The following is a 21,076-nucleotide window of genomic DNA, read 5'->3' as shown; positions in this document are numbered from 1 at the left end:
TGTGCTAGTCGACAACCCGTACGGAATTCTCCAGGGCGACACCGAAGATCCACAACTTATTGCCTACCCTCGAGACGGAATCCCCGAGGTCATCTCGACCATCGACGCGCTCAAGGAAGCGGCAGAAAAGTTGGGGCGCTCAGCAATGCCTCTGGCTGTCGACGTCGAGCGAGCCCAAGGCTTCCGCTACGGTTCCTCCCCCTATCTTCTCCAGCTACGCCGCGAGGACGTCGGGTCCTTCTTGATCGATACGGCTGAACTCAGTGATCTAACGATTCTTCAGCCTTTTATTAATGCCCCCTGGATTCTTCACGATGCCTCGCAGGATCTACCAAATCTGCGTGAACTTGGCCTGCGCATTCCGGAGCTCTTTGACACCCAGATCGCTTCTCGTTTAGTCGGCCTCACGCACTTCGGCCTCTCTGCAGTATGCGAGCAACTTCTTGGGCTCGCTTTACTCAAGGACCATCAAGCCGCAAATTGGTCCGTGCGGCCACTTCCCAAAGACTGGCTCCGCTATGCGGTCCTCGATGTCGAGCTTCTGACGGCCTTAAAGGACGCGCTCGAGCTGCGTCTAGAGGCTCTCGGGCGTCTTTCATGGGCCCAGCAGGAGTTTTCTCACATTGCCGAGGCCGCACCTCCCAAACCGAAGAAAGACCGTTGGCGATCAATTCCCGGCATCGGCAAACTCACTTCCAAGAGAGCTCTCGCTATTGCACGAGAACTTTGGTTTGAGCGCGATGCTATTGCCCAGGAAATCGACTTGGCGCCAGGACGTTTGGTTCGCAATAGTGGAATCATTCACGCTGCCCAACGCCCGCCTCGAACCCGCCACAACTTGCTCTCGATCGCGGAGTTTCGTTCACCACAAACCCGCCGTTACGCCGATCGTTTTCTTGCCGCCGTCGGAAGGGCACTCGTTCTTCCCGAAAACCAGCTCCCGCCTCGTCACCGTAAAGAGGACGATGAACACACCCCCAGCGTTCGTCACTGGCAGCGCCTGCGCGCAGAAGCTCACGATTTGCTTCTCCAGGTGCGCGCCACCGTCGCACAGCAGTCTGAATACCTCGAAATCAGCCCGGAGATCGTGCTAGAACCACGTATCCAGCGAGCACTCGCCTGGGATTACTCGCAAGATGAGCCGATTGGGCCTGTTGATGAATATCTTACGGCTCACGGTGCGCGCCCATGGCAAGTCGCCATCGTCGCGCCCGATCTTCATCGGCTACTTGCGGGCTAGTTCGCGTCTGAGCGTGGCTGCGAGTCCTTCAGCATCCAGATTCAAGGCAGACACGATGCTGACGCGACTTGCCTGATCAAGGAATTTCTTTGGAATCCCAGCGCTGATAACGCGAACATTCAGAGTTTCATCGCGAGCGCTCAAAAGGTCGCGCAGAGACCAACCGAATCCCCCATCCACGAGCCCATCCTCGACACTTAAGACAAGATCTGCGCCTTCAGCCAAGGAAACAAGAGCTTCGGGAACGGGAAGCGCCCACCGAGGATCAACCACTCGAACGGTGGCTTTGCCTTCGTCTTCAAGAAGCGCTGCACTTTCAAGCGCAGCTGGAACCATTGATCCGAGGGCAACAATGCACACCCGAGGCAGTGCGCTCTTCTCATCCCAGTCCTTAAGGACATCGCACCCGCCTTCACGACGCAGGTGGACGATCGGATCGTTCAAAGCTCCCTTGGGATAGCGCAAGACGGTCGGAGCATCACCGACAGCAACGGCCTCGCGAAGTTCTTCACGTAAGGTGGCTTCGTCACGCGGCGCAGCCAGACGCAAACCGGGCACAGAATTCAGCATGGAAATATCCCACATACCATTATGTGAGGCTCCGTCATCGCCGGTAATTCCGGCGCGATCAAGCACGAAAGTAACACCGCAGTGATGGAGTCCGACGTCCATGAGAATCTGATCGAAAGCGCGGTTAAGGAAAGTCGCATAGACCGCAAAAACCGGGTGGGCTCCGGCAAACGCCATTCCAGCTGCAGCAGCAACTGCGTGCTGCTCTGCGATACCCACATCGACGACGCGATCGGGATAATCATCCTTGAAAGGCCCTAGGCCTACAGGAAGCATCATCGCCGCGGTAACGCCAACGATGTCATCGCGTTCATGAGCGAGTTTCCGAATTTCATCGGCGAAAACACTGGTCCAGGCGAAGCGGGCCGGAGCAATGGGAAGCCCCGTTTCCGGGTGGATCCTTCCCACGGCATGGAAACGGTCCGCGATGTCTTCTTCGGCTGGGGTGTAGCCGCGTCCCTTTTGTGTCATCACATGGATGAGTACAGGTTCGTGAAGCTCGCGGGCACGATTGAAGATCTCTTCCATAGCAGCGATATCGTGCCCGTTAACGGGTCCGAGGTATTTCAGGCCAAGGTCTTCAAACATTGCCTGCGGGATGAGGGTGTCTTTAAGCCCTGTTTTCAGGCCATGCAACGCGCCGTAAGTTGCTCGTCCTGGCTCACCGAAATTCATGAGAGTCCGTTTGCCCCAAGACAGTGCTTTCTCATAGTTCTGCGATGAACGCAGAAGATCGAGATGGCGTGCAAAAGCGCCGATCGTAGGCGCATAGGAGCGGCCATTATCGTTGACGACGATAATGGCACGCCGCTTGGGATCCGACGCAATGTTATTGAGCGCCTCCCACGCCATTCCGCCGGTCAATGCGCCATCGCCAATGACCCCAATAGTCCAGGTGGGGTCCCCCCTTCGCGCCTTCTCGCGCGAGATTCCATCGACCCACGATAGGGATGAGGACGCGTGAGAATTCTCTACGACATCGTGGATGGATTCTTTGCGACTGGGGTATCCCGAAATGCCACCTTCTTGGCGTAGCTGTGAAAAATCCTGGCGACCAGTGAGCAGCTTATGGACGTAGGTCTGGTGTCCGGTATCGAAAACGATTGTGTCAGAAGGAGAGCGGAAGACTCGATGAAGCGCAATGGTGAGTTCAACAACGCCAAGGTTCGGTCCAAGGTGCCCGCCAGTTTTCGAGACGTCATCGATCAGTTTCGTCCGAATCTCTTCAGCAAGAGAATCTAATCGCGCGGCAGGCATCCGCCTAAGATCGCGGGGTGAATCAATAGTGCTCAGCAATGAAGCTTGATTCTCGGATTGCGTCATGGGAACGATTCTAGTGTCAAGGATGCGATGAGGCTCAAAGAGCAACAGAGTTTCAAGGGCGAGAATTCTTCGAGGCACGAGATCGCACCACGAATTAGAATAGAGCTGGCGAGAACTTTCCCCATGTAGAAGGAGACATGATGAGCGTGCAACGCCCGTACGGACAGTGGGATTCTCCTGTAGAAGCTGATTCGTATACCCAGACATCAGTGCAGCTGTCACAGGTACGCGTCGACGAGGCCGATACCTACTGGGTTGAAGGAAATCCCCGCGACCAGGGGCGCAACACCCTTTTGCGTTCGAATTCAATGGGAGCGATTTCTGAAGTTCTTCCTTTGATCGACGGCATTCGCCTGCCTGACGTACGCACACGCGTCCATGAGTACGGTGGCAAGGCCTACGCGGTCTCGGAAGGATTAATTGTCTTCTCTGACGGTTTTGATGGCCGGGTCTACGCATTCAATACCCGCGATCCTCACCGCAAACTTGTTCCTCTTACGCCCCTGGGCAAGGTGCGCTATGGTGACTTCGAAATCGCAGACGTACGCGGCCTCGTTTATGCCGTTGCAGAGGACCACTCGAACCCAGGTGAACCTGTCAACTCTCTTGTTGCGATTCCTTTGGACGGACGCGCAGCCCGTAACGCCTTCGAAATCATGTCGATCTTCAGCGGTACTGACTTTGTTTCTTCCCCAGCAATTAGCCCTGACGGCACGAAACTCGCGTGGCTGAGCTGGAACCATCCTGAGATGGCCTGGACGCACTCCACCTTGCATGTAGGCGCTCTGGACTTTGAAGGGCGAGTATCTGCTTCCCTGGTTCTGGTTGACCGCCCGAAGGTCTGCGTCTACGAGCCTCGTTGGACCCTCAATGGCGACCTCATCCACGTTGACGATTCTTCTGGTTGGGCGAATCTCTACCGTACCGAAGGCTTCCATTGGAATGACGATGAAGATGCGCTTGCATGGATGGGACGTTTGCGGACTCGTCCGCTCCACCCCAGTCCTCGTGCGTTCTCGCACCCGCACTGGCAGCTCGGACTGCATTCCTACGACAATTTCGACTACGAGAATTTGATTTGTTCGTGGGCTGAGAACGGAACCTGGCATTTGGGAACCGTTCGCCTCGATAATGGAATGTGTGAAGAATGGCGTACCCCATGGTGGCCGACTGGTAATGTTGCGTGCTTTGAGGGGCGCGTTGTCACTCTTGCCGACTCCCCCACCCACGAACCTGCCATTGTCGAAGTTAGCGGTGGCTCTTCTCGCGTCATGCGTTCCTCCTCGCAAGAACGACTCCCTGAAGAACTGATCTCACAGGCGCGACAAGTTTCATGGACAAGCAGTGACGGAGAAACCGTCTACGGCTTCTACTATGCACCGACGAACCCGCAGTTTACTGCTCCCGAGGCGGAACTTCCGCCCCTCTTGGTCAACGTGCACGGAGGCCCGACCTCTTCGGCGCGCGCTGGCCTCTCCATCGGCGTGCAGTACTGGACGTCACGAGGCTTCGCCTACCTCGATGTCAACTACCGCGGTTCCACCGGTTTCGGGCGCACGTATCGTGAGCGCTTGAACGGACACTGGGGGGTCCTCGACGTCCAGGATTGCGCAGAGGGTGCTCAGTACCTGGTTTCTCAAGGATTGGCCGATCCCGCGCGCCTTGCGATCCGAGGCCGCTCCTCAGGTGGCTACACCGTCCTTTCTGCCTTGGCCGATACCGATGTCTTCACCGCTGGAACTTCTCTCTTTGGTATCGCTGACCTCAAACTACTAGAAGCGACAACCCACAAGTTTGAATCCCACTACGATCTCAAGCTGCTCGGCTCGGACAATCTTGAAGATGCATTGTGGATCGAGCGTTCCCCGATACACAAGATTGACCAGATCCATGCGCCGCTTCTTCTCCTCCAGGGAAGCGCCGACAAGGTCGTGCCTCCTTCCCAAGCCGAATCGATGTACGAGGCGCTTCGTGGCAACGGACGCGCGGTTGCTTTACGTATTTATGAGGGCGAGGGCCACGGCTTCCGCCGCGCCGAGAATATAAAAGACTCGTGGGAAAGCGAACTCAGCTTCTACTCGCAAGTCTGGAAGCTTAATGCTTCGTGTCCTGTGCAGGTAGAGATTCAAAACCTCTAAGTTTCTTGGATAGACATGGTGTGGGGGCAGACCGTTTTGGTCTGCCCCCACACCATTAGTTAGCTCAGCGCCACGTGCTTACTCGATGCATTAATCCCTGCTCAGGACCGTCATCACCTCGAAATGATGCGTGTAAGGGAACAAATCCCACGCCCTCAAATCTGAAATACGGTAGCCCCTCTCGCACAGATCGTGAAGATCACGAGACGCAGCTGCTGGATCACACGAAACCAGAACAATGCATTGAGCTCCTGTGGAGGCCATCGCATGACACACTTCTTGCCCTGCGCCCGCGCGCGGTGGATCTGCAACGATGACTTCTGCGCCACCGATGTAATCGTTCAACTCTCGTACTGCACCGCCATCCACGTCACCGACGAATGGCTCGCATGCGCTGCGCCCAAGATTGTTCGCAGCGTCAGCAACCGCGGCCTCGTCCCCTTCAAGAGTCACCAAGGCACCATGCTCACCTACAACACGAGACAGGGGAAGCGAAAAAAGCCCCGCGCCCGAATACAGTTCCATGACCCGAGATGGGCAATGAGCGCCCACGATCTCTTCGACGTTGCGTGCCAATACCTCGGCGCCGCTTCGGTGGGTCTGCCAAAAACCCCAAGGGCGAACCGCGTAGTCATCGCTTCCTTGTGGATGCGAAATGCGCCAGTGTAAAGGACCGTCCCAAGAATTGCCTTCCCCGTCCCAGCAGCCGTGATCCGTGCAGATCACGGGAGTGCCACCGGGTGGTGCGATGAGGCGAATACGCGATCCCTGTGGGAGAGAAGAAAAGATCTTGTTGCCTTCCCAAACGGGAAGTTCATTGATCTGAACTGCTGCCAAGGGCATCGAATCAAGTCGCACAATCTTGTGGGAGCGATACTGGCGCATCCCAAGGAAGCCTTCCGCATCGACAACACACTCAATGCGTGTGCGTCGCCCGAGAAGACTGGCGGATCCCTCATCACCAGGCGCAGGCTGAACCTCTACTCCCCCAATCGCATCGATCTGTTGCAAAACGCGCTCGCGGCCAATGCGCCCAAGCTGATCCACTAAAACCTGGCTCTTCCATCGACGCTGTCCTTGGGGACTCACATGTGCGAGTTCTCCGCCGCCTACGCCTCCAGGTCCAGCGGCGGGCCACACACTGGGAATTCTGTCCGGGCTGCCTTCAAGAATTTCTATAGCGTCGGCCCAGGCCATACGCTTCTGGCGATCAATGATGCGTGCACGAACACGCTCACCGGGCAACGCATGCCGAACAAAAACCACGCGGCCAGACTCATCTCGAGCGATGCAAGCACCACCGTGTGCGGGAGCGCCGATCGTCAGTTCACAAATCTCGTCGCCCCTGCTCACGCCCTCTCCTTTGCTTCACGCCGTTTAAAGGGATCGTTCACGCTCTGACGTCCTTCGACTTCCGCCTCTTCACCAAGCTTCCACGGAACGATAGTGACGACAACCCCGGGAATACGAAGCAAAGACCGCGACAGACGCAGCGCCATCTGATTGTGGAGCAGGTTCTCCCACCAGTGGCGAACAAGGAACTCGGGAATATAGATCACAAGCATTTCGCCTGGAGAACGAAGGCGCCGTGCTCGCACATACGACTTCACAATCTGCGTGACATCTCTGAATGGAGAGGAAATCAATGTGAGCGGAACCGGAAGTCCCGATTCAGTCCACTCGCGGCGAATATGTTCTTCTTCGTCAAGATCCGCAACCACAGAGACGATTTCAAGGTTGGTTGGCGATTGAACACGCGCTGTTGCGATTGCACGCATCGAAGGCTTTGAAAGGTTCGACACCAATACGAGGGCTCTGACACGGGTGGGAAGGGCACGTCGAGCATGCCAGTCATCGATACGTAGTTGCCCGCGAATCGTGTCGTAGTGGCGGCGAATCAAGCGCTGAATACCAAAGACCAGAGCGATCATGACAACAGTGATCCACGCACCGTGCGTAAACTTCGTGACGAGGACGATGGTGAGGACAAAACCGGTCATCATAAAACCGACAATATTGATCGACCTCGAGCGCAGAACTTTGCTGCGTTCTCCCCCGTTCTGAGGCAGTCGAAGACGTTTATTCCAATGTCGGATCATTCCCAGCTGTGAGAGTGTGAAGGAGACAAATACGCCGACGACATAGAGCTGAATGAGGCGAGTTACGCTCGCATCAAAAAGAATAACCAAGGCCGAGGCACCGACCGCCAAGACCATAATTCCGTTGGAGTAAGAGAGTCGATCACCGCGCTTGTAGAGCTGACGCGGTAAGAAGGAGTCGCGTGAGAGAACCGAGGCCAAGGTCGGGAACCCATTAAAGGCGGTGTTCGCGGCAAGCACGAGGATAAAACCCGTCACCGCCGTTACCAGAATAAAGAGAACGGAGCCGTCTCCGAAGATTGTCGAGGCCAGTTGGCCAATAACCGGAGCAAAATGAACCTCAGGGTGAGGCGTCCCGTTGAGGAATACCTTAGACGTATCGTCCACCATCTGTACCCCGGTGCGGCGTGCCAGCACAAGGATCGAAATCATCATCGTCGCCGCGATACTGCCCAGAAGCAGCAGAGTAATTCCAGCATTTTTCGATTTCGGACGGCGGAAGTTTGGAACGCCATTTGAGATAGCTTCGACGCCAGTTAGTGCAGCGCAGCCGGACGAGAACGCTCGCATGAGCAAGAACGCGCCCCCCAACCCAACAAGTCCATCACTGTGTGCGTCGCTCGCATGAATCTCATAAGCAGCACTGGCGGCCAGGGGTAGATGCCCAGTAAAAAGTCGGATAAACCCTACGATCACCATGAGAGCAATCGCAAACATGTAGGTGTACGTTGGGATTGCGAAAGCAGTTCCTGCCTCACGTGTGCCGCGCAGGTTGACGAGCGTGAGAAAGATGATGAGTCCTACAGCGATGGGGACTTCAGAACCCCGCAGGTGAGGAACGATTGTCGTGATGTAATTTGCGCCAGAAGAGATCGATACCGCAACGGTAAGCACATAGTCGACTAGTAGAGCTGAAGCAACAAGAAGTCCCCAGCTCGGACCAAGGTTAGTTGTGACGACCTCGTAGTCGCCACCACCAGAGGGATAGGCATGAACCGTCTGCCTGTACGACAAGACAACAACAGCCAAAACACAGGCAACAACGACGCCAATCCATACTGACTTAATCAAGGCTATTGACCCAGCAAGAGCCAAGGTCAGCAGAATTTCGTCCGGAGCATAAGCGACCGATGATAGGGCATCCGAAGCATAAATCGGCAACGCGAGTCGTTTTGGAAGGAGCTGGCGAGCCGCGGCTTTCGAACGTATGGGGCGTCCGATGATTACTCGTTTCGCGGATTCAACGAATGAAGACACCTTATAAGACTATCCTTTAGAGGACTGAGCGTCATTTTTGTTCGCAGGGTAACCGCTAAGTGCTGTCAAGAGATGCTATCTGCTCTCCGGGCGAGTAGCGTTAGAGTGTGCATTTCGTAATTATGGGTTGCGGCCGGGTGGGCGCAAGTCTTGCAGGCATTCTGGATGCGCAAGGCCACTCAGTTGCCGTCATCGATTCAGACTCCAAAGCATTCCAGAGGCTCCCGCGAGATTTCTCGGGGCGCCGCGTTACTGGGCTTGGCATGGACCGCGATACTCTCAAACAGGCGGGCCTCAAAGATGCCTACGCTTTCGCTGCAGTATCCAGCGGCGATAACACGAATATCATTGCCGCACGTGTTGCACGAGAGACTTTCCATGTCGAACGCGTCGTTGCCCGAATCTACGATCCTGAACGTGCCTTTGTTTACGAGCGTCTCGGTATCCCTACAGTTGCAACGGTCAAACGTACGACTGAATCAGTTCTACGTCGCCTCATGCCTCCTGATGCCGCAGTCACGTGGACTCACCCTTCGGGTTTAGTCTCTCTGGTCACAGCAACACCAATTGCTGATTGGTATGGAATTTCCTTCCCAACTGTAGAAACGCTCACCGGCGAAAGAATCGCATTTGTCTCTCGGTTGGGAACAATTCTTCCGGCACGACCTGAGCTTGTTATTCAAGAATACGATCAGCTCTACTTTGCAATTTCGGGCGAAGATCCTCTTCCGCTCCGCGATATTTTGACGCGTGCTCCGCGCATGGAGGACTAAAAGATGAAAATTGTTATTGCTGGAGCAGGCTCAGTGGGTCGCGCAGTCGCCTTGGAACTCCTCGACCACGGCCATGAAGTCACGCTGATCGATAAAAAGCCCGATCAGCTGCGTGTCGCATCTGTCGCCGATGCTGAGTGGGTTTTAGCTGATGCCTGCTCTCCGGAGGCACTTTCCGAGGCAGGTCTGCGGGAAGCTGACGTTGTCCTCGCCGCCACGGGAGACGATAAGGCAAACCTTGTCATCTCACTCCTGGCGAAGACTGAATTCGCAATTCCCCGAGTAGTCGCACGTCTGAACAATCCGAAGAATGAATGGTTGTTCAATGCCTCGTGGGGAGTCGATGTTCCTGTCTCAACTCCACGTATTATGACAGCGCTCGTCGAAGAAGCAATCTCTGTTGGCACACCGGTTAAACTCTTTGCTTTCCATTCAGCTCAGGCAGCGATGTATGCCTTTGTTCTTCCCGAGAATTCGCCGATTATCGGCAAGAGTATCGCAGATGTTGCATTCCCCCCGCGTGTCGTACTGAGCGCAATTTTGCGTGACGGAGAACCTTTTGTCCCACGGGCAGACGACCAATATGAATCTGGAGATGAGCTAGTCTTCCTGATTTCCGCGCGCGGCGGGCAAGCCTTGGATGCACTTACTCAGATGGTGACGATGTCGCTCGATTGAAATCATCTTTGAGCAGCCACCACGTCAGCCACGCTACCGGGATAAACAGGGGAATACCAAGAGCAATTTTCATGGCGGAAAGCCACGCGACATGGTCACTGAGCCACAACGGTACCTGCACCGCAAGCCGAATAATGAAAAGTGCTGCCCATGCTAGCGTGAGCCAGACGCACTTGCGTGCGAGCTCGCGCATTTCACTGTGACGCATCCAATTCAAGGGACGTCCAGTAAGCGCGCCAAATATGACTGCAACCAGTGGCCATCCAAAGGCAAGGCTCAAAAGCAGAACAAGCGCACTGGCAGCATTAGTTAACAGCCCCCACGTAAAAAAATGAACGCCTCGGCCGGAAACAAGAGCCCAGACAACAGCGATTGTAACCCCGAACAGTCCCGAAATGGCCTGTACCACAGCCTGTCGTTGCGCAATTCGAATCACCGTAAAAATGAGTGAGCACAGCGCCGACGCAAGTGCAGAATATACCAAAGCACCGCTGACGAGATATGCACCTAAGAACACCAAACCGGGAAGAACAGCCTCGGCTACTCCCCTAGCTCCGCCAAGAACACTGTGAAGAGAGAAGTCTTCGTCAGCAAGCCACGAGTAGCGATTATTCGACATTCTCTTCAGCAATCAATCGGTAGAGAGGGTTGGTCATGACTTTCACGCCATTGGTTAATCCGACTGTCCCCTCAACTTCAAGGTGGATTCCCGCGTGCAAACCGGGAATATCGCTGCGCCCAGGCCATCGAAGAACAATCGTTCCTGTTCCGTCAAAGAGCGTCGCATCAATAAGCGGACGAATCTCTTCCGGATAATAGGTTACCGATTGGATTGCTCCGAATAGCACCGCCTCTTCACGAGGAAGAACATCGGCAACTGCCCGTCGTCCACGCTCTTCTCTGCTCCGTTTTTCATCGTCGGCGTCGAGGTCTTCACGTGTTACGGAGAAAAGACGCGAGATGCGAGCAAAGACTTGCTTAAACATTCGGAACTTCGACACTTTCTTGCGAAGGAAGATGCAACGGCAGAAGGTCGAGGCGCGGACGGGGTTCGTTGCCACGAACAACAACGATTCGATCAATCAATTCTTCGAAATCGCTGGCTTCTTGCCCGCCAAGAGCAGCTGGTCCAACCATATCGATGCGAGCAAACCAGCGGTCACCTTCACGCCCGATAATGCGTGTACGGGTCGTCCCCTCTGAACCATCGGGTAGCGTCACCGATTCATCGACTTCAAGCTCATGACCATAGCGAGTGTGCTTATCACGTACAGTGCTTCCGCCTTCTTCGTAAGCTGCACGAATTTGAGGGCGAAGTTCATCCCACATCCCAGCCGAGCGCGGTGCAGCCGCAACAGAGAACTGAAGGCCTGACGATGCCAAGACAAGCATGATACGGATGATGCTCTTGCCGTCTTCACCCGCTTGAGCGCGAATCTGCATGCCTGGGACTGCAGGGATACGCAACGACCCTAAATCAACGTAGTCCAGCGAGGTGTCGACTTCGTATTCCTCACGAGGTCCGGGAACCTCCCACAACTCTGACTCATCGTAGAGCTGCGGAAGCTTTACCTCTTCGACCTCTTCTTCTACCTGAGATTCCTTACGCGTACGTCCGAACATAACTGAATTATCTCACGCTCAGCCGGCACACTCAGTGCAGACAGGCTGGCCGTTATCATCTGTGTAGGCCAACTGTGAAGCGTGATGGACGAGGAAACACATTGAGCAGGTGAATTCATCATCCTGCTTGGGCACGACGTGAACCGTCAGTTCTTCCTTCGAAAGGTCAGCACCGGGAAGCTCAAAATTCTCTGCAGCTTCATTCTCATCATCGTCAACGTTGGCAGAGCCAGAATCGTTGCGGCGAGACTTCAGTTCTTCAATCGAATCTTCCGCAACATCATCGTCATTCTTACGAGGTGCGTCGTAATCGGTAGCCATAATGCCCTCCCCTTTTCTGTCGTGATGCGTCACGTTCACACACAACACATTCGCTGGGCTGCAGGGTAACACGTTGAAACTTTTCGCGCTACTGAAAAGGACACGCGCCCTGGCAATCGCCGATTTTCGCTGCATCTTTGAGAAAATCTGAGAGCAGATGCAAGGAGGAAACGATGATCGATCTTGATCTTCTCGGAGTTGGCGCTGACGAGGAAACACTGGTCTTCACGGATAGTGAGGGCCATCGTTACACCACCCCAATTACCGATGAGCTACGCGGAGCCGTTCGTCGCGACCGTCCACGCATCGAGGCAATTACTGAAGATAAGCCTTTGCGCCCGCGTGAAATTCAAGCTCTTCTTCGATCAGGTGCACGTGCTGTTGATATTGCACGCGAGCACAATGTTGAGGTTTCCCAAATCACGCGTTACGAAGCCCCCGTTCAAGCTGAGAAGGATTACGCACTCTCGCGCGCACTTTCCAGCCACATCGGATCGCTTCCGGACTCTCCCGTAATGGGAGATTTGGTTGTCGACCGTCTTGCAGCCCGAGGGGTGAGCCCAGATTCCCTTAATTGGTCGGCCTCACGCCAAGCTGATTCCCCCTGGGTCATTCAGTTGACCTTTGTCCAGGGTGCCGTCGAGCATGGCGCTCAGTGGCGTCTTCCTTCCTCCGGTCACCTCGAGGCCATTGACGAGGAAGCCCGCTGGCTTACTGAAACTGCATCTCCGACGGGCGTTCAAACTTTCGCGTCCCTTCCAAGTCCTGCACCGCTTCCGAGCGCAAACGAAGAAGATATCCAGCAGCGCGAGGCACTCATCGATCAGCTCAATTCTCAAAGGGGCAAGCCCCAGGAGATTGAGTATGACCTTGATGAGGATGATGAAGAGCTTCCGCATCTTCCTGCTGGAGTTGAATCCCTTGCGGCACGAATCCATTCTTTGACGGAAGCGCGTCGAAGCTCGACCCCGGCAGATGAAGAGGCACAGTCTCGTGCGGAAGCCGACGAACTCCCACTTCCCTTGGAACAACTCGAAGACATGCCCTCAGCACCTGCGCCAAAGAAATCAAAGCGGCGTTCAGTGCCTAGCTGGGACGAAATCGTTTTCGGTTCGCGCGCCTAAACCAAAGGAATAAGAGGAATAAGCATTTCCTCTTGTGTCAAAGAGCCGTGGACGCCGGTAAGGGACATCGCAGCTGCGCTTTGCGTGCGACTGTCAACGATCCCGCCGCGGCCTCGTGAAAAAGCGACAAAGTCACCGGTTTCGGCTAGGCCAGGGCCTTCTCCCATCAATTCGGCGAGCTCGCTTGGCCCCACAACCCACGCTTGCTCATCTAGGAAGTTTTCCCAACGTTCTTGAACGCGTTCGGGATCTTCACCGCGCTCGCAGTGGACATGAACTGCGCGTGTCTCCCCGGCAACGACGCGAACTCCCTCGCGCAAAGCAGGAGTCTGGGCGACATCAAGAATCTGTGAGAAATCGATGTTGACCATGCCGTGGTCCGCAGTCAGTAGAACACGCACGCCGGCAGGGATTCGCGAAAGGAAGCGTCCCAATCCAGCATCAAAGTCTTCAAGCGCCTCGCTCCACTGCGTTGAATCGGTACCGTAGGAGTGGCCACAGGCATCGATATCGGACCAGTACAGGTAGACGAGCTTACTCCCCTGTTTCAGCTCAGTTACTGCCGCATCACAACGCTCTTCCCAGCGAGTTGCGGGAACAAAATGGGCGCCACGCAGCGCTGCGGTGGTCAGCCCCGATCCGGCAAACTTTGCGGGAAGAATAGTCGCAGTCGGTATTCCTAAGTCGCGCAGTTTTTCAAAATATGTTGGGCATTGCTGCCAGTGCGCGGGATCAATCCCATCAGTAAAAGCAAGGAGATTGAAGATCTGCTCGCCATGAAACACGCTATAGCCCACCATGCGTGTTTGCCCCGGGAGCTGGCCAGTTCCGCAGGCGGTAATGCCCGCCGCCGTCGTTGAAGGAACAACCGAGTACGTAGCCTCAATACTGTCGCGAAAAGCGCGAAGAGTTCGAGCGTGCCCCAAGTGATCTTGAAGGGGAAGCAACCCCAAACCGTCGACAAGAATAACGACGACTGCATCAGCCGACGGCAGTGCAAGTCGCCGAGCAAGATCGGGGCGGGCAAAAGGCACCGATGGGGCAACAGCGCCGAGTGCCATCGGAATAACATCGGTCAAAGAGATGTCGCTATCCTCTGCCAAACACGCGCCGCGGGCGCGAAGATTAGAAACGCTCATTGCTGACCACCTGCGTAAGCGCATCGATCAATATCTGTGCATCAGCACATGCTCGCGCGCCGTCCCCCAACTGCGAGATACGAATCGTCACATCGTCTGGATAGGTGCGAGCTTGGAAACCATGATCAGCCTCGCAAGTCGGATCGTCGCAGCGAAGCGACTCAATATCACTGCGTCTTTGGGAAGCCATGTCGACACTGATAGTAATTTCGCTAATCTCTTCGCTATCTGTCGGATCCGCGAAGACTTCTTGGACTGAAACTCCACGAATCGCCCGAATTGAGTGCACTGCAGAAGTCACAACAGCGCTGTGATTGTCAGCCTCGTCAATGTGGACCTGGATGAAAGAACTGCCGGCGAGAATGAGAATCGTCAGGTGGCGGAACATGGATCCGCGATCGAATGCCGCCTCGACTTGAACAAGAGATGCCTTGATTTCTTGATCACCAACGAGCCGATGAACAGCGCGCGTGGCCAACTGCGGGAAGAAACCCGCACCTTCAATATCGCGATCCAGTTTCACCACACAATCTTAACAAGAGCGGCGTGTACTTGGCGGATTCTGAACCTTTTCATAGAGAATCGACCCATGCGAACGAAGGAAGAAAAACTGATCCTGCCCGAGGATGATCGAAACATTACCGAGATCGATGTTTCCTCAGAAATGCGGGGTTCCTTCCTCGAATATGCTGTCTCCGTTATCCATGCGCGCGCACTTCCTGATGCGCGAGACGGCCTCAAGCCGGTCCAGCGTCGCATCCTCTTTCAAATGGACCAGATGGGTCTGCGTCCTGATCGTGGTCATGTGAAGTCCCAACGCGTGGTCGGCGAGGTCATGGGTAAGCTTCACCCCCACGGTGATTCCGCGATTTATGACGCACTCGTTCGACTCGCACAGCCCTTCAATCTTCGTGTTCCACTCGTTGATGGGCACGGTAACTTTGGTTCGCTCGATGATGGTCCGGCAGCAGCACGTTATACGGAAGCTCGCATGGCTCCGGCTGCACTGGACTTGGTTGCCTCCCTTGATGAAGACACGGTCAATTTCGTTCCCAACTACGACAACCAATTCATGCAGCCCGAAGTACTACCTGCTGCTTTCCCTCAATTGCTTGTCAATGGCGCCTCGGGAATCGCCGTCGGTATGGCAACAAATATTGCCCCCCATAATCTGGCAGAAACGATCGCTGCTGCCCAGTATCTGTTGAATCATCCTGAGGCAACACTTGCCGACCTCATGCGATACGTCCCCGGGCCAGACCTTCCCGAAGGCGGCGTCATCGTTGGGCTCGAGGGTGTCAAAGAAGCCTACGAAACCGGGCGGGGTTCTTTTAAAACTCGTGCCAAGGTCCAAGTTGAACGCGTTACTGCGCGAAAGATGGGCCTCATTGTCACTGAGCTCCCTTACATGGTTGGTCCCGAAAAGGTCATCGAAAAGATCAAAGAGAATGTCTCTGCAGGGCGTCTCAAAGGCATTTCGGCTGTTCAAAACCTCACCGATCGTATTCATGGCCTCCGTCTCGTGATTGAAATCAAGAACGGTTTTAATCCAGAAGCTGTTCTCCAGCAGCTCTATGCACGAACGCCTCTTGAAGATTCTTTCTCGATCAACGCCGTAGCTTTGGTTGATGGCAAACCCCAGACCTTGGGCCTGAAAGATATGCTCCGCGTTTTCCTTGACCACCGCATTGAGGTCACTACTCGGCGCTGCGAGTTCCGCCTTGCTAAGCATCGCGATCGCCTCCATTTGGTCGAAGGCCTACTGATTGCCGTCCTTGATATCGACGATGTCATCGCAATCATCCGTTCCTCCGATGATGTGGAAACTGCACGCGAAAGGCTCCAAACTGCTTTTGATCTCTCCGAAGTCCAGGCCAACCACATTCTCGAATTGCGCCTGCGCCGCCTCACAAAGTTCTCACGCCTCGAACTTGAATCCGAACGCGATGAGTTGAACGCGAAGATCGCAGAGCTTGAAGAAATTCTGGGGTCCCAAGACCGCCTCTACGAACTCATTAGCAATGAAATGAGCGACGTCGCCCAGCGTCTGGGGACTCCACGTCGAACTCTTCTCTTGTCGGCGACGGGCACGCAAGTGGATCAGGCTCTTCCTGGCGCTGCCCTTGCAACCTTGCCAACGGCCTCAGGAAAAGCCTCAACGATGGCTCTTGAGGTGCCCGACGACCCGTGTGTTGTCGTACTTTCTGCTCAAGGAGGGCTTGCCCGCGTTGAAGGCGCAGATCCCATCGAGGCCGGGCCACGCGCATCCCACGACGGAATCCGCGCACAATTGGTATCGACGGCCCGATCACAAATTGCCGTCGTAACTGCAGACGGGCTTGCACACCGCATCGAAGTCGTTGATCTTCCGGCTCTTCCCCGTTTTGAAACTGGGCTTTCATTTGCCGCTGCAACTCCAAGTGCGCTTCTGCTCCATACGGATTCACCCGCTATCGGGCTTTTGGATCCCGAGGCCTCGACTGTCATGGCAATGGGAACGCGGATGGGCGTTGTCAAACGACTCAAGCCAGACGTCCTCCAACGCGACGAGTGGGAAGTAATCTCCATGGAAGACGGCGATGAGTTGGTTGGTTTTGCGCCAAGTACCGACGCATCCGACCTCGTCTTTATTACTTCCGACGCGCAGCTTCTGCGCACTCCCGCAGACAAGGTGCGCCCGCAGGGACGTACTGCCTCGGGAATGGCGGGAATTAAACTTTCCGACTCCGCGCATGTGCTGGGATTGTGGGTCATAGACGCACCAGAAGAAGCACTCGTTGTCACCGTTGCGGGGGCAGCAGGAGCCCTCCCTGGAACCGGACAGACGACCGCAAAAGTTACACCTCTGTCCCTGTACCCCTTCAAGGGACGAGGCACTCAAGGCGTGCGCGTCCAGCGTTTCCTTCGCGGGGAAGATCGCTTGGATATCGCCTGGGTCGGCGAAAATCCGCGTGCGGCTTCGGCGGATGGAAGCCCCGTGGAGCTACCGGCTGTTGACGAGCGACGCGATGGTTCAGGCACACCACTGACTCATGCCATCGCCACTATCGGCTAGCGCTCAGGTCAAGGTGACGAGATCGAGGTAGGAATCATCCCACAGGTCTTCGTCCGCGTCTGGCAATACAAGAACGCGCTGCGGTGAAAGCGCGGTGACCGCGCCTGGATCGTGGGTGACCAGTACGACCGCTCCTTCGTAGGAGTGCAGTGCATGCAAGATCTCCTCGCGCGAGGCGGGATCAAGGTTGTTGGTCGGTTCGTCCAGCAGTAGAACATTGGCGCCTGAGACAACCAGAGTTGCAAGCGCAAGACGGGTCTTTTCGCCGCCGGAGAGCACATGCGTGGGTTTATCGACGTCGTCTCCACTGAAGAGGAACTGACCGAGAACATTGCGTACATGGGTATCGTCGAAATCGGGCGCGCTATGGGACATGTTTTCTCGAACTGTCGCCGCCATATCCAAAGTGTCATGTTCCTGCGCGTAGTATCCGATTTTCAGTCCATGACCGGCTTCAACGACTCCGCTGTCGGGTTCTTCAACTCCGGCCAAGAGACGCAGGAGCGTTGTCTTTCCAGCACCGTTGAGGCCGAGGACAACAACCTTCGACCCCCTGTCAATTGCCAAATCAACACCGGTAAAGACCTCGAGGGATCCGTAGCTCTTCGACAGGCCCTGAGCACTTAATGGCACTTTGCCACACGGAAGCGGATCGGGGAATCGCAAGCGCGCGACCTTTTCTTGAACGCGTTCAGCCCCAACAGAGGCAACGAGTTCCTCTGCACGACGCAGCATTTGTTGAGCAGCAACCGCTTTTGTCGCCTTCGCACGCATCTTTTCGCCTTGAGCACGCAGTTGTTCGGCTTTCTTCAACGCAAGCGAGCGTTCTTTTCGGCGGCGACGTTCGTCTTCTTCGCGTTGTTTGAGGTAGGCAGACCAGCCAAGGTTATAAATATCGACCTCTGCGCGGTTGGCATCCAGGTAGAGCACTTGATTGACAGTATCGCCCAAAAGCTTCACATCGTGGGAGATAACGAGTACTCCGCCCGGGAAGGTTTTGATCCAATCACGAAGCCAGATGATTGAGTCGTGATCTAGGTGGTTTGTCGGCTCATCGAGCAAGAGGGTATCCGCCCCGGAAAACAGGACTCGGGCCAGCTCCACGCGACGCCTCTGGCCGCCCGAGAGAGTCGACAGAGTCTGAGACAAAACCCGATCGTCCAAACCAAGAGAATGGGCAATTTGCGCTGCCTCGGCATTGGCGGCCCAGCCGCCAGCTTGAGTAAATTCGTGATCGAGACGAACGTAGCGTTCCATCGCTTTTTGCTGGCGATTTCCCTCTGTCGTCGACATTTCTTGTTCTGCGCGCTTAATTTTCTTGATGATCGCGTCGATTCCGCGAATTGAAATGATGCGATCACGTGCGAGTTGATCAGGATCTCCTTCACGTGGATCTTGAGGAAGATACCCAATGGTTCCGTTGCGCGTAATGGTCCCCTCATACTGAGCGCTTCCATGATCCTCTTGCCCCGCAAGGAGCCTCATGGTTGTGGTTTTTCCCGCCCCGTTGCGACCGACTAAACCAATGCACATCCCTTTATCAATCCTGAAAGAGGCATTGTGGATGAGCTCGCGTGGGCCGATACGCAACGAGAAATTGGAAACATTGATCACATATTCATTCTAATGGGCGCCTCCGCCGGCGCCCAACGCGCACTCGGGTAACGTCTGCGGGCAGAATAGAGGGGTTGACAATATTCAGGAAGGAACTCCGATGACCGAGCCAAGTGGGCACACCAAAGCTCCCCGAGTGTATGACATCGTTGCTGTCAGTTTCGTTGCTTTCTTATTGATCTCTAATATCGCCGCGACAAAGGTAACAGTGCTCGATGCTGGCCCGATTCACTTGGTATTTGACGGCGGTGCGGTCCTCTTTCCCCTGACTTATATTCTTGGCGATGTGCTCTCCGAAGTGTACGGTTTCGCGCGCGCACGCAGGGTCATCATCATGGGTTTCGCGGCTTCTCTCCTTGCTTCGCTGACGTTCTGGGTTGTGCAATCAATTCCCGCTGGCCCTGGATACGAGAACCAGGATGCCTTCGTCGCAGTGCTCGGTTTCGTTCCTCGAATCGTTGCCGCTTCGATCGGCGGATACTTGGTCGGTCAGCTCATGAACTCCCTTGTTCTGGTAAAGATTCGACAGCGTTGGGGTGCCAACCACCTCTGGGCGCGTTTGATCGGTTCGACTCTTGTCGGTGAGGCTTTTGATACCGTTATTTTCTGCACGATCGCCTTTGCTGGAATCATTCCCGGAAGCGAATTCCTCAACTACATCATCACGGGCTACGTTTACAAGGTTGGAATCGAAGTTGTTTTCCTCCCCATCACGTACCGCGTCATTGCACTGGTTCGTAAGGTTGAGCACCTGCGCCGCGAAGAGGTTCTGGCATGACACTTTCGTCTCAGTGGATTGGCGCCCCTATTGACGTCGGTTCTTCTTTCCCTCATTCCGATCGGGATCACGGTTTTGATTGCCACACGCGCCTTGAATACGGCCCAGGTCTTGGCCGTACCGGCACCCTTCACACTGCACACGGCACGATTTCCACGCCCGCGTTCATTCCAGTGGGGACTAAGGCGAATGTTAAGGCGCTTGTCCCTGAAATGGTGCGTGGCCTCGGCGCCCAGGCTGTCCTTGCCAACGCCTACCACCTCTACCTCCAGCCAGGTTCGGATATCGTTGACGAGGCCGGGGGCTTGGGTTCTTTCATGAACTGGGCAGGTCCGACCTATACGGATTCGGGCGGCTTCCAAGTCCTTTCCTTGGGAGCCGGATTCAAGAAGGTTCTCTCGGCGGAGTTTTCAGGTGATGCGGATTTCAAGGATCCCAAGCTCAATAAGCAGGCAGTCAAGGCATCCCGAGCAGTTGTTGACGATGACGGCGTGATTTTTAGCAGCCACATCGACGGTTCTAAACACCGTTTCTCGCCCGAAGTTTCCATGCGCATTCAGCATGAATTGGGTTCGGACATCATGTTCGCCTTCGATGAGCTGACTTCTTTGCTCCATCCACGCAGCTACCAGGAAGAATCCCTGGAACGCACCCATGAGTGGGCACGTCAGTGTCTTGCCATCCACCGCAGGCTGACCCAGGAGCGTGAGGGCAAGCCCTATCAGCAGCTGTGGGGAGTTGTTCAAGGTGCTCAGTACGAGGATCTTCGACGCATCGCTGCCCACACATTGGCTGAAATGAATGTCGATGGACAGATCTTCGATGGCTTTGGGATCGGCGGAGCGCTCCAGAAGGAAAACCTCGGAACGATTGTGTCCTGGGTGAGTTCGGAACTTCCCGAGGACCGGCCGCGCCACCTTTTAGGGATTTCCGAACCTGACGATCTCTTCCGAGGCGTCGAGGCCGGTGCCGATACATTCGACTGCGTCAATCCCTCCCGCGTTGCGCGCAATGCGGCGATTTATTCTCCCGACGGCCGTTTCAACATCACGAATGCTCGTTTTAAGCGCGATTTCACTCCCCTTGTTGAAGGCTGTGGGTGCTACACCTGCACGCACTACACTCGCGCCTACGTCCATCACCTTTTCAAGGCCAAGGAAATCCTCGCTTCAACGCTGACCACTATTCACAATGAGTGGTTCACCGTCCGCCTTGTTGACGCCATCCGAGATTCGATAAATACCGGCGAATATTCGGACTTTAAAGAGGAAATGCTTGGGCGTTTTTCAGGCGCACAAGGCTGAAACCTACGGTAACGTAGGGTCAGACATTCCACTAAGGAGG

Annotated in this window: 18 protein-coding genes; 8 read left to right on the top strand and 10 right to left on the bottom strand. The window is 55.2% G+C overall.

Annotation, left to right across the window (positions count from 1 at the left end; translation table 11 throughout):
- Position 1: 1 nt before the first annotated feature.
- The gene (locus BQ8011_RS06130; protein ID WP_072455699.1) at positions 2-1,240 is read left to right on the top strand and encodes an HRDC domain-containing protein; all 1,239 of its coding nucleotides are present in this window, start codon (positions 2-4) and stop codon (positions 1,238-1,240) included.
- On the opposite strand, the gene dxs is transcribed toward BQ8011_RS06130, so the two are convergent.
- A complete protein-coding gene (gene dxs, locus BQ8011_RS06125; protein ID WP_072455698.1) occupies positions 1,226-3,133 on the bottom strand; it encodes a 1-deoxy-D-xylulose-5-phosphate synthase in 1,908 nt (635 codons plus the stop codon). The two genes, BQ8011_RS06130 and dxs, sit on opposite strands and share 15 nt — an antisense overlap.
- Positions 3,134-3,273: 140 nt before the next feature.
- On the opposite strand from dxs, the gene BQ8011_RS06120 reads away from it, so the two are divergent.
- The gene (locus BQ8011_RS06120) at positions 3,274-5,271 is read left to right on the top strand and encodes an alpha/beta hydrolase family protein (RefSeq protein ID WP_072455696.1); all 1,998 of its coding nucleotides are present in this window, start codon (positions 3,274-3,276) and stop codon (positions 5,269-5,271) included.
- 90 nt (positions 5,272-5,361) lie between these two features.
- On the opposite strand, the gene BQ8011_RS06115 is transcribed toward BQ8011_RS06120, so the two are convergent.
- Both BQ8011_RS06115 and BQ8011_RS06110 read right to left on the bottom strand, forming a co-directional pair.
- Entirely contained in the window at positions 5,362-6,624 is a 1,263-nt protein-coding gene (locus BQ8011_RS06115) for a class I SAM-dependent RNA methyltransferase (protein WP_072455694.1), read from the bottom strand.
- Complete coding sequence (locus BQ8011_RS06110; protein WP_072455692.1) at positions 6,621-8,627, bottom strand: APC family permease; 2,007 nt, start codon at positions 8,625-8,627, stop codon at positions 6,621-6,623. The genes BQ8011_RS06115 and BQ8011_RS06110 overlap by 4 nt, the downstream gene beginning before the upstream one ends.
- A 122-nt stretch (positions 8,628-8,749) precedes the next feature.
- On the opposite strand from BQ8011_RS06110, the gene BQ8011_RS06105 reads away from it, so the two are divergent.
- Both BQ8011_RS06105 and BQ8011_RS06100 read left to right on the top strand, forming a co-directional pair.
- On the top strand, positions 8,750-9,400 hold the full coding sequence (locus BQ8011_RS06105) for a potassium channel family protein (protein ID WP_072455690.1): 651 nt from the start codon (positions 8,750-8,752) through the stop codon (positions 9,398-9,400).
- 3 nt (positions 9,401-9,403) lie between these two features.
- Complete coding sequence (locus tag BQ8011_RS06100) at positions 9,404-10,078, top strand: potassium channel family protein (RefSeq protein WP_072455688.1); 675 nt, start codon at positions 9,404-9,406, stop codon at positions 10,076-10,078.
- Here BQ8011_RS06100 and BQ8011_RS06095 read toward each other — a convergent pair.
- Genes BQ8011_RS06095 through BQ8011_RS06080 form a run of 4 tightly spaced genes read right to left on the bottom strand, consistent with a single transcriptional unit; the run spans position 10,047 to position 12,022 of the window.
- Positions 10,047-10,697 carry a DUF3159 domain-containing protein gene (locus BQ8011_RS06095; RefSeq protein WP_072455686.1) on the bottom strand — a complete coding sequence of 217 codons (651 nt, stop codon included), beginning with the start codon at positions 10,695-10,697 and terminating at the stop codon, positions 10,047-10,049. The two genes, BQ8011_RS06100 and BQ8011_RS06095, sit on opposite strands and share 32 nt — an antisense overlap.
- Entirely contained in the window at positions 10,687-11,064 is a 378-nt protein-coding gene (locus BQ8011_RS06090) for an OB-fold nucleic acid binding domain-containing protein (protein WP_072455683.1), read from the bottom strand. Before BQ8011_RS06090 ends, BQ8011_RS06095 begins: the two co-directional genes overlap by 11 nt.
- Positions 11,057-11,701, bottom strand: coding sequence for a DUF3710 domain-containing protein (locus BQ8011_RS06085; RefSeq protein ID WP_072455679.1), 645 nt, complete (start codon positions 11,699-11,701; stop codon positions 11,057-11,059). The genes BQ8011_RS06090 and BQ8011_RS06085 overlap by 8 nt, the downstream gene beginning before the upstream one ends.
- Before the next feature lie 18 nt (positions 11,702-11,719).
- Entirely contained in the window at positions 11,720-12,022 is a 303-nt protein-coding gene (locus BQ8011_RS06080; protein WP_034503172.1) for a DUF4193 domain-containing protein, read from the bottom strand.
- A gap of 173 nt (positions 12,023-12,195) precedes the next feature.
- Between BQ8011_RS06080 and sepH the strand changes: the two genes are divergently transcribed.
- Positions 12,196-13,146, top strand: coding sequence for a septation protein SepH (sepH, locus tag BQ8011_RS06075; protein ID WP_072455677.1), 951 nt, complete (start codon positions 12,196-12,198; stop codon positions 13,144-13,146).
- On the opposite strand, the gene BQ8011_RS06070 is transcribed toward sepH, so the two are convergent.
- Together BQ8011_RS06070 and BQ8011_RS06065 are read right to left on the bottom strand one after the other, a co-directional pair.
- Positions 13,143-14,285 (bottom strand): alkaline phosphatase family protein, encoded by a 1,143-nt coding sequence (locus BQ8011_RS06070; RefSeq protein WP_072455675.1) that lies wholly within the window; start codon positions 14,283-14,285, stop codon positions 13,143-13,145. The two genes, sepH and BQ8011_RS06070, sit on opposite strands and share 4 nt — an antisense overlap.
- Entirely contained in the window at positions 14,272-14,808 is a 537-nt protein-coding gene (locus tag BQ8011_RS06065; protein ID WP_072457703.1) for a DUF5998 family protein, read from the bottom strand. The genes BQ8011_RS06070 and BQ8011_RS06065 overlap by 14 nt, the downstream gene beginning before the upstream one ends.
- A 66-nt stretch (positions 14,809-14,874) precedes the next feature.
- Here BQ8011_RS06065 and BQ8011_RS06060 point away from each other — a divergent pair, with 66 nt between their 5' ends.
- Positions 14,875-17,340: a DNA gyrase/topoisomerase IV subunit A gene (locus tag BQ8011_RS06060; RefSeq protein ID WP_072455673.1), complete on the top strand. Its 2,466-nt coding sequence runs from the start codon at positions 14,875-14,877 to the stop codon at positions 17,338-17,340.
- 3 nt (positions 17,341-17,343) lie between these two features.
- Here BQ8011_RS06060 and BQ8011_RS06055 read toward each other — a convergent pair whose 3' ends face one another.
- Positions 17,344-18,954: an ABC-F family ATP-binding cassette domain-containing protein gene (locus tag BQ8011_RS06055; protein ID WP_072455671.1), complete on the bottom strand. Its 1,611-nt coding sequence runs from the start codon at positions 18,952-18,954 to the stop codon at positions 17,344-17,346.
- Between the two features lie 100 nt (positions 18,955-19,054).
- Between BQ8011_RS06055 and BQ8011_RS06050 the strand changes: the two genes are divergently transcribed.
- Both BQ8011_RS06050 and tgt read left to right on the top strand, forming a co-directional pair.
- Positions 19,055-19,732, top strand: a complete 678-nt coding sequence (locus BQ8011_RS06050) for a queuosine precursor transporter (RefSeq protein ID WP_072455669.1) — start codon at positions 19,055-19,057, stop codon at positions 19,730-19,732.
- Positions 19,729-21,036 carry a tRNA guanosine(34) transglycosylase Tgt gene (gene tgt / locus BQ8011_RS06045; RefSeq protein WP_106406406.1) on the top strand — a complete coding sequence of 436 codons (1,308 nt, stop codon included), beginning with the start codon at positions 19,729-19,731 and terminating at the stop codon, positions 21,034-21,036. Before BQ8011_RS06050 ends, tgt begins: the two co-directional genes overlap by 4 nt.
- Positions 21,037-21,076: the final 40 nt, after the last annotated feature.

It is taken from the genome of Actinomyces marseillensis, assembly GCF_900155605.1.
Classification (GTDB): Bacteria; Actinomycetota; Actinomycetes; order Actinomycetales; family Actinomycetaceae; genus Pauljensenia; species Pauljensenia marseillensis.
Note: the sequence above shows the minus strand (reverse complement) of the source record. Positions and strands in the feature narration are given on the sequence as shown.

Excerpts from the sequence above, each read along its gene's own strand:
- dxs (WP_072455698.1), bottom strand. The coding sequence starts at position 3,133 with ATGACGCAATCCGAGAATCAAGCTTCATTGCTGAGCACTATTGATTCA.
- BQ8011_RS06120 (WP_072455696.1), top strand. The coding sequence starts at position 3,274 with ATGAGCGTGCAACGCCCGTACGGACAGTGGGATTCTCCTGTAGAAGCT.
- BQ8011_RS06105 (WP_072455690.1), top strand. The coding sequence starts at position 8,750 with ATGGGTTGCGGCCGGGTGGGCGCAAGTCTTGCAGGCATTCTGGATGCG.
- BQ8011_RS06100 (WP_072455688.1), top strand. The coding sequence starts at position 9,404 with ATGAAAATTGTTATTGCTGGAGCAGGCTCAGTGGGTCGCGCAGTCGCC.
- BQ8011_RS06095 (WP_072455686.1), bottom strand. The coding sequence starts at position 10,697 with ATGTCGAATAATCGCTACTCGTGGCTTGCTGACGAAGACTTCTCTCTT.
- BQ8011_RS06090 (WP_072455683.1), bottom strand. The coding sequence starts at position 11,064 with ATGTTTAAGCAAGTCTTTGCTCGCATCTCGCGTCTTTTCTCCGTAACA.
- BQ8011_RS06085 (WP_072455679.1), bottom strand. The coding sequence starts at position 11,701 with ATGTTCGGACGTACGCGTAAGGAATCTCAGGTAGAAGAAGAGGTCGAA.
- BQ8011_RS06080 (WP_034503172.1), bottom strand. The coding sequence starts at position 12,022 with ATGGCTACCGATTACGACGCACCTCGTAAGAATGACGATGATGTTGCG.
- sepH (WP_072455677.1), top strand. The coding sequence starts at position 12,196 with ATGATCGATCTTGATCTTCTCGGAGTTGGCGCTGACGAGGAAACACTG.
- BQ8011_RS06070 (WP_072455675.1), bottom strand. The coding sequence starts at position 14,285 with ATGAGCGTTTCTAATCTTCGCGCCCGCGGCGCGTGTTTGGCAGAGGAT.
- BQ8011_RS06060 (WP_072455673.1), top strand. The coding sequence starts at position 14,875 with ATGCGAACGAAGGAAGAAAAACTGATCCTGCCCGAGGATGATCGAAAC.
- BQ8011_RS06050 (WP_072455669.1), top strand. The coding sequence starts at position 19,055 with ATGACCGAGCCAAGTGGGCACACCAAAGCTCCCCGAGTGTATGACATC.
- tgt (WP_106406406.1), top strand. The coding sequence starts at position 19,729 with ATGACACTTTCGTCTCAGTGGATTGGCGCCCCTATTGACGTCGGTTCT.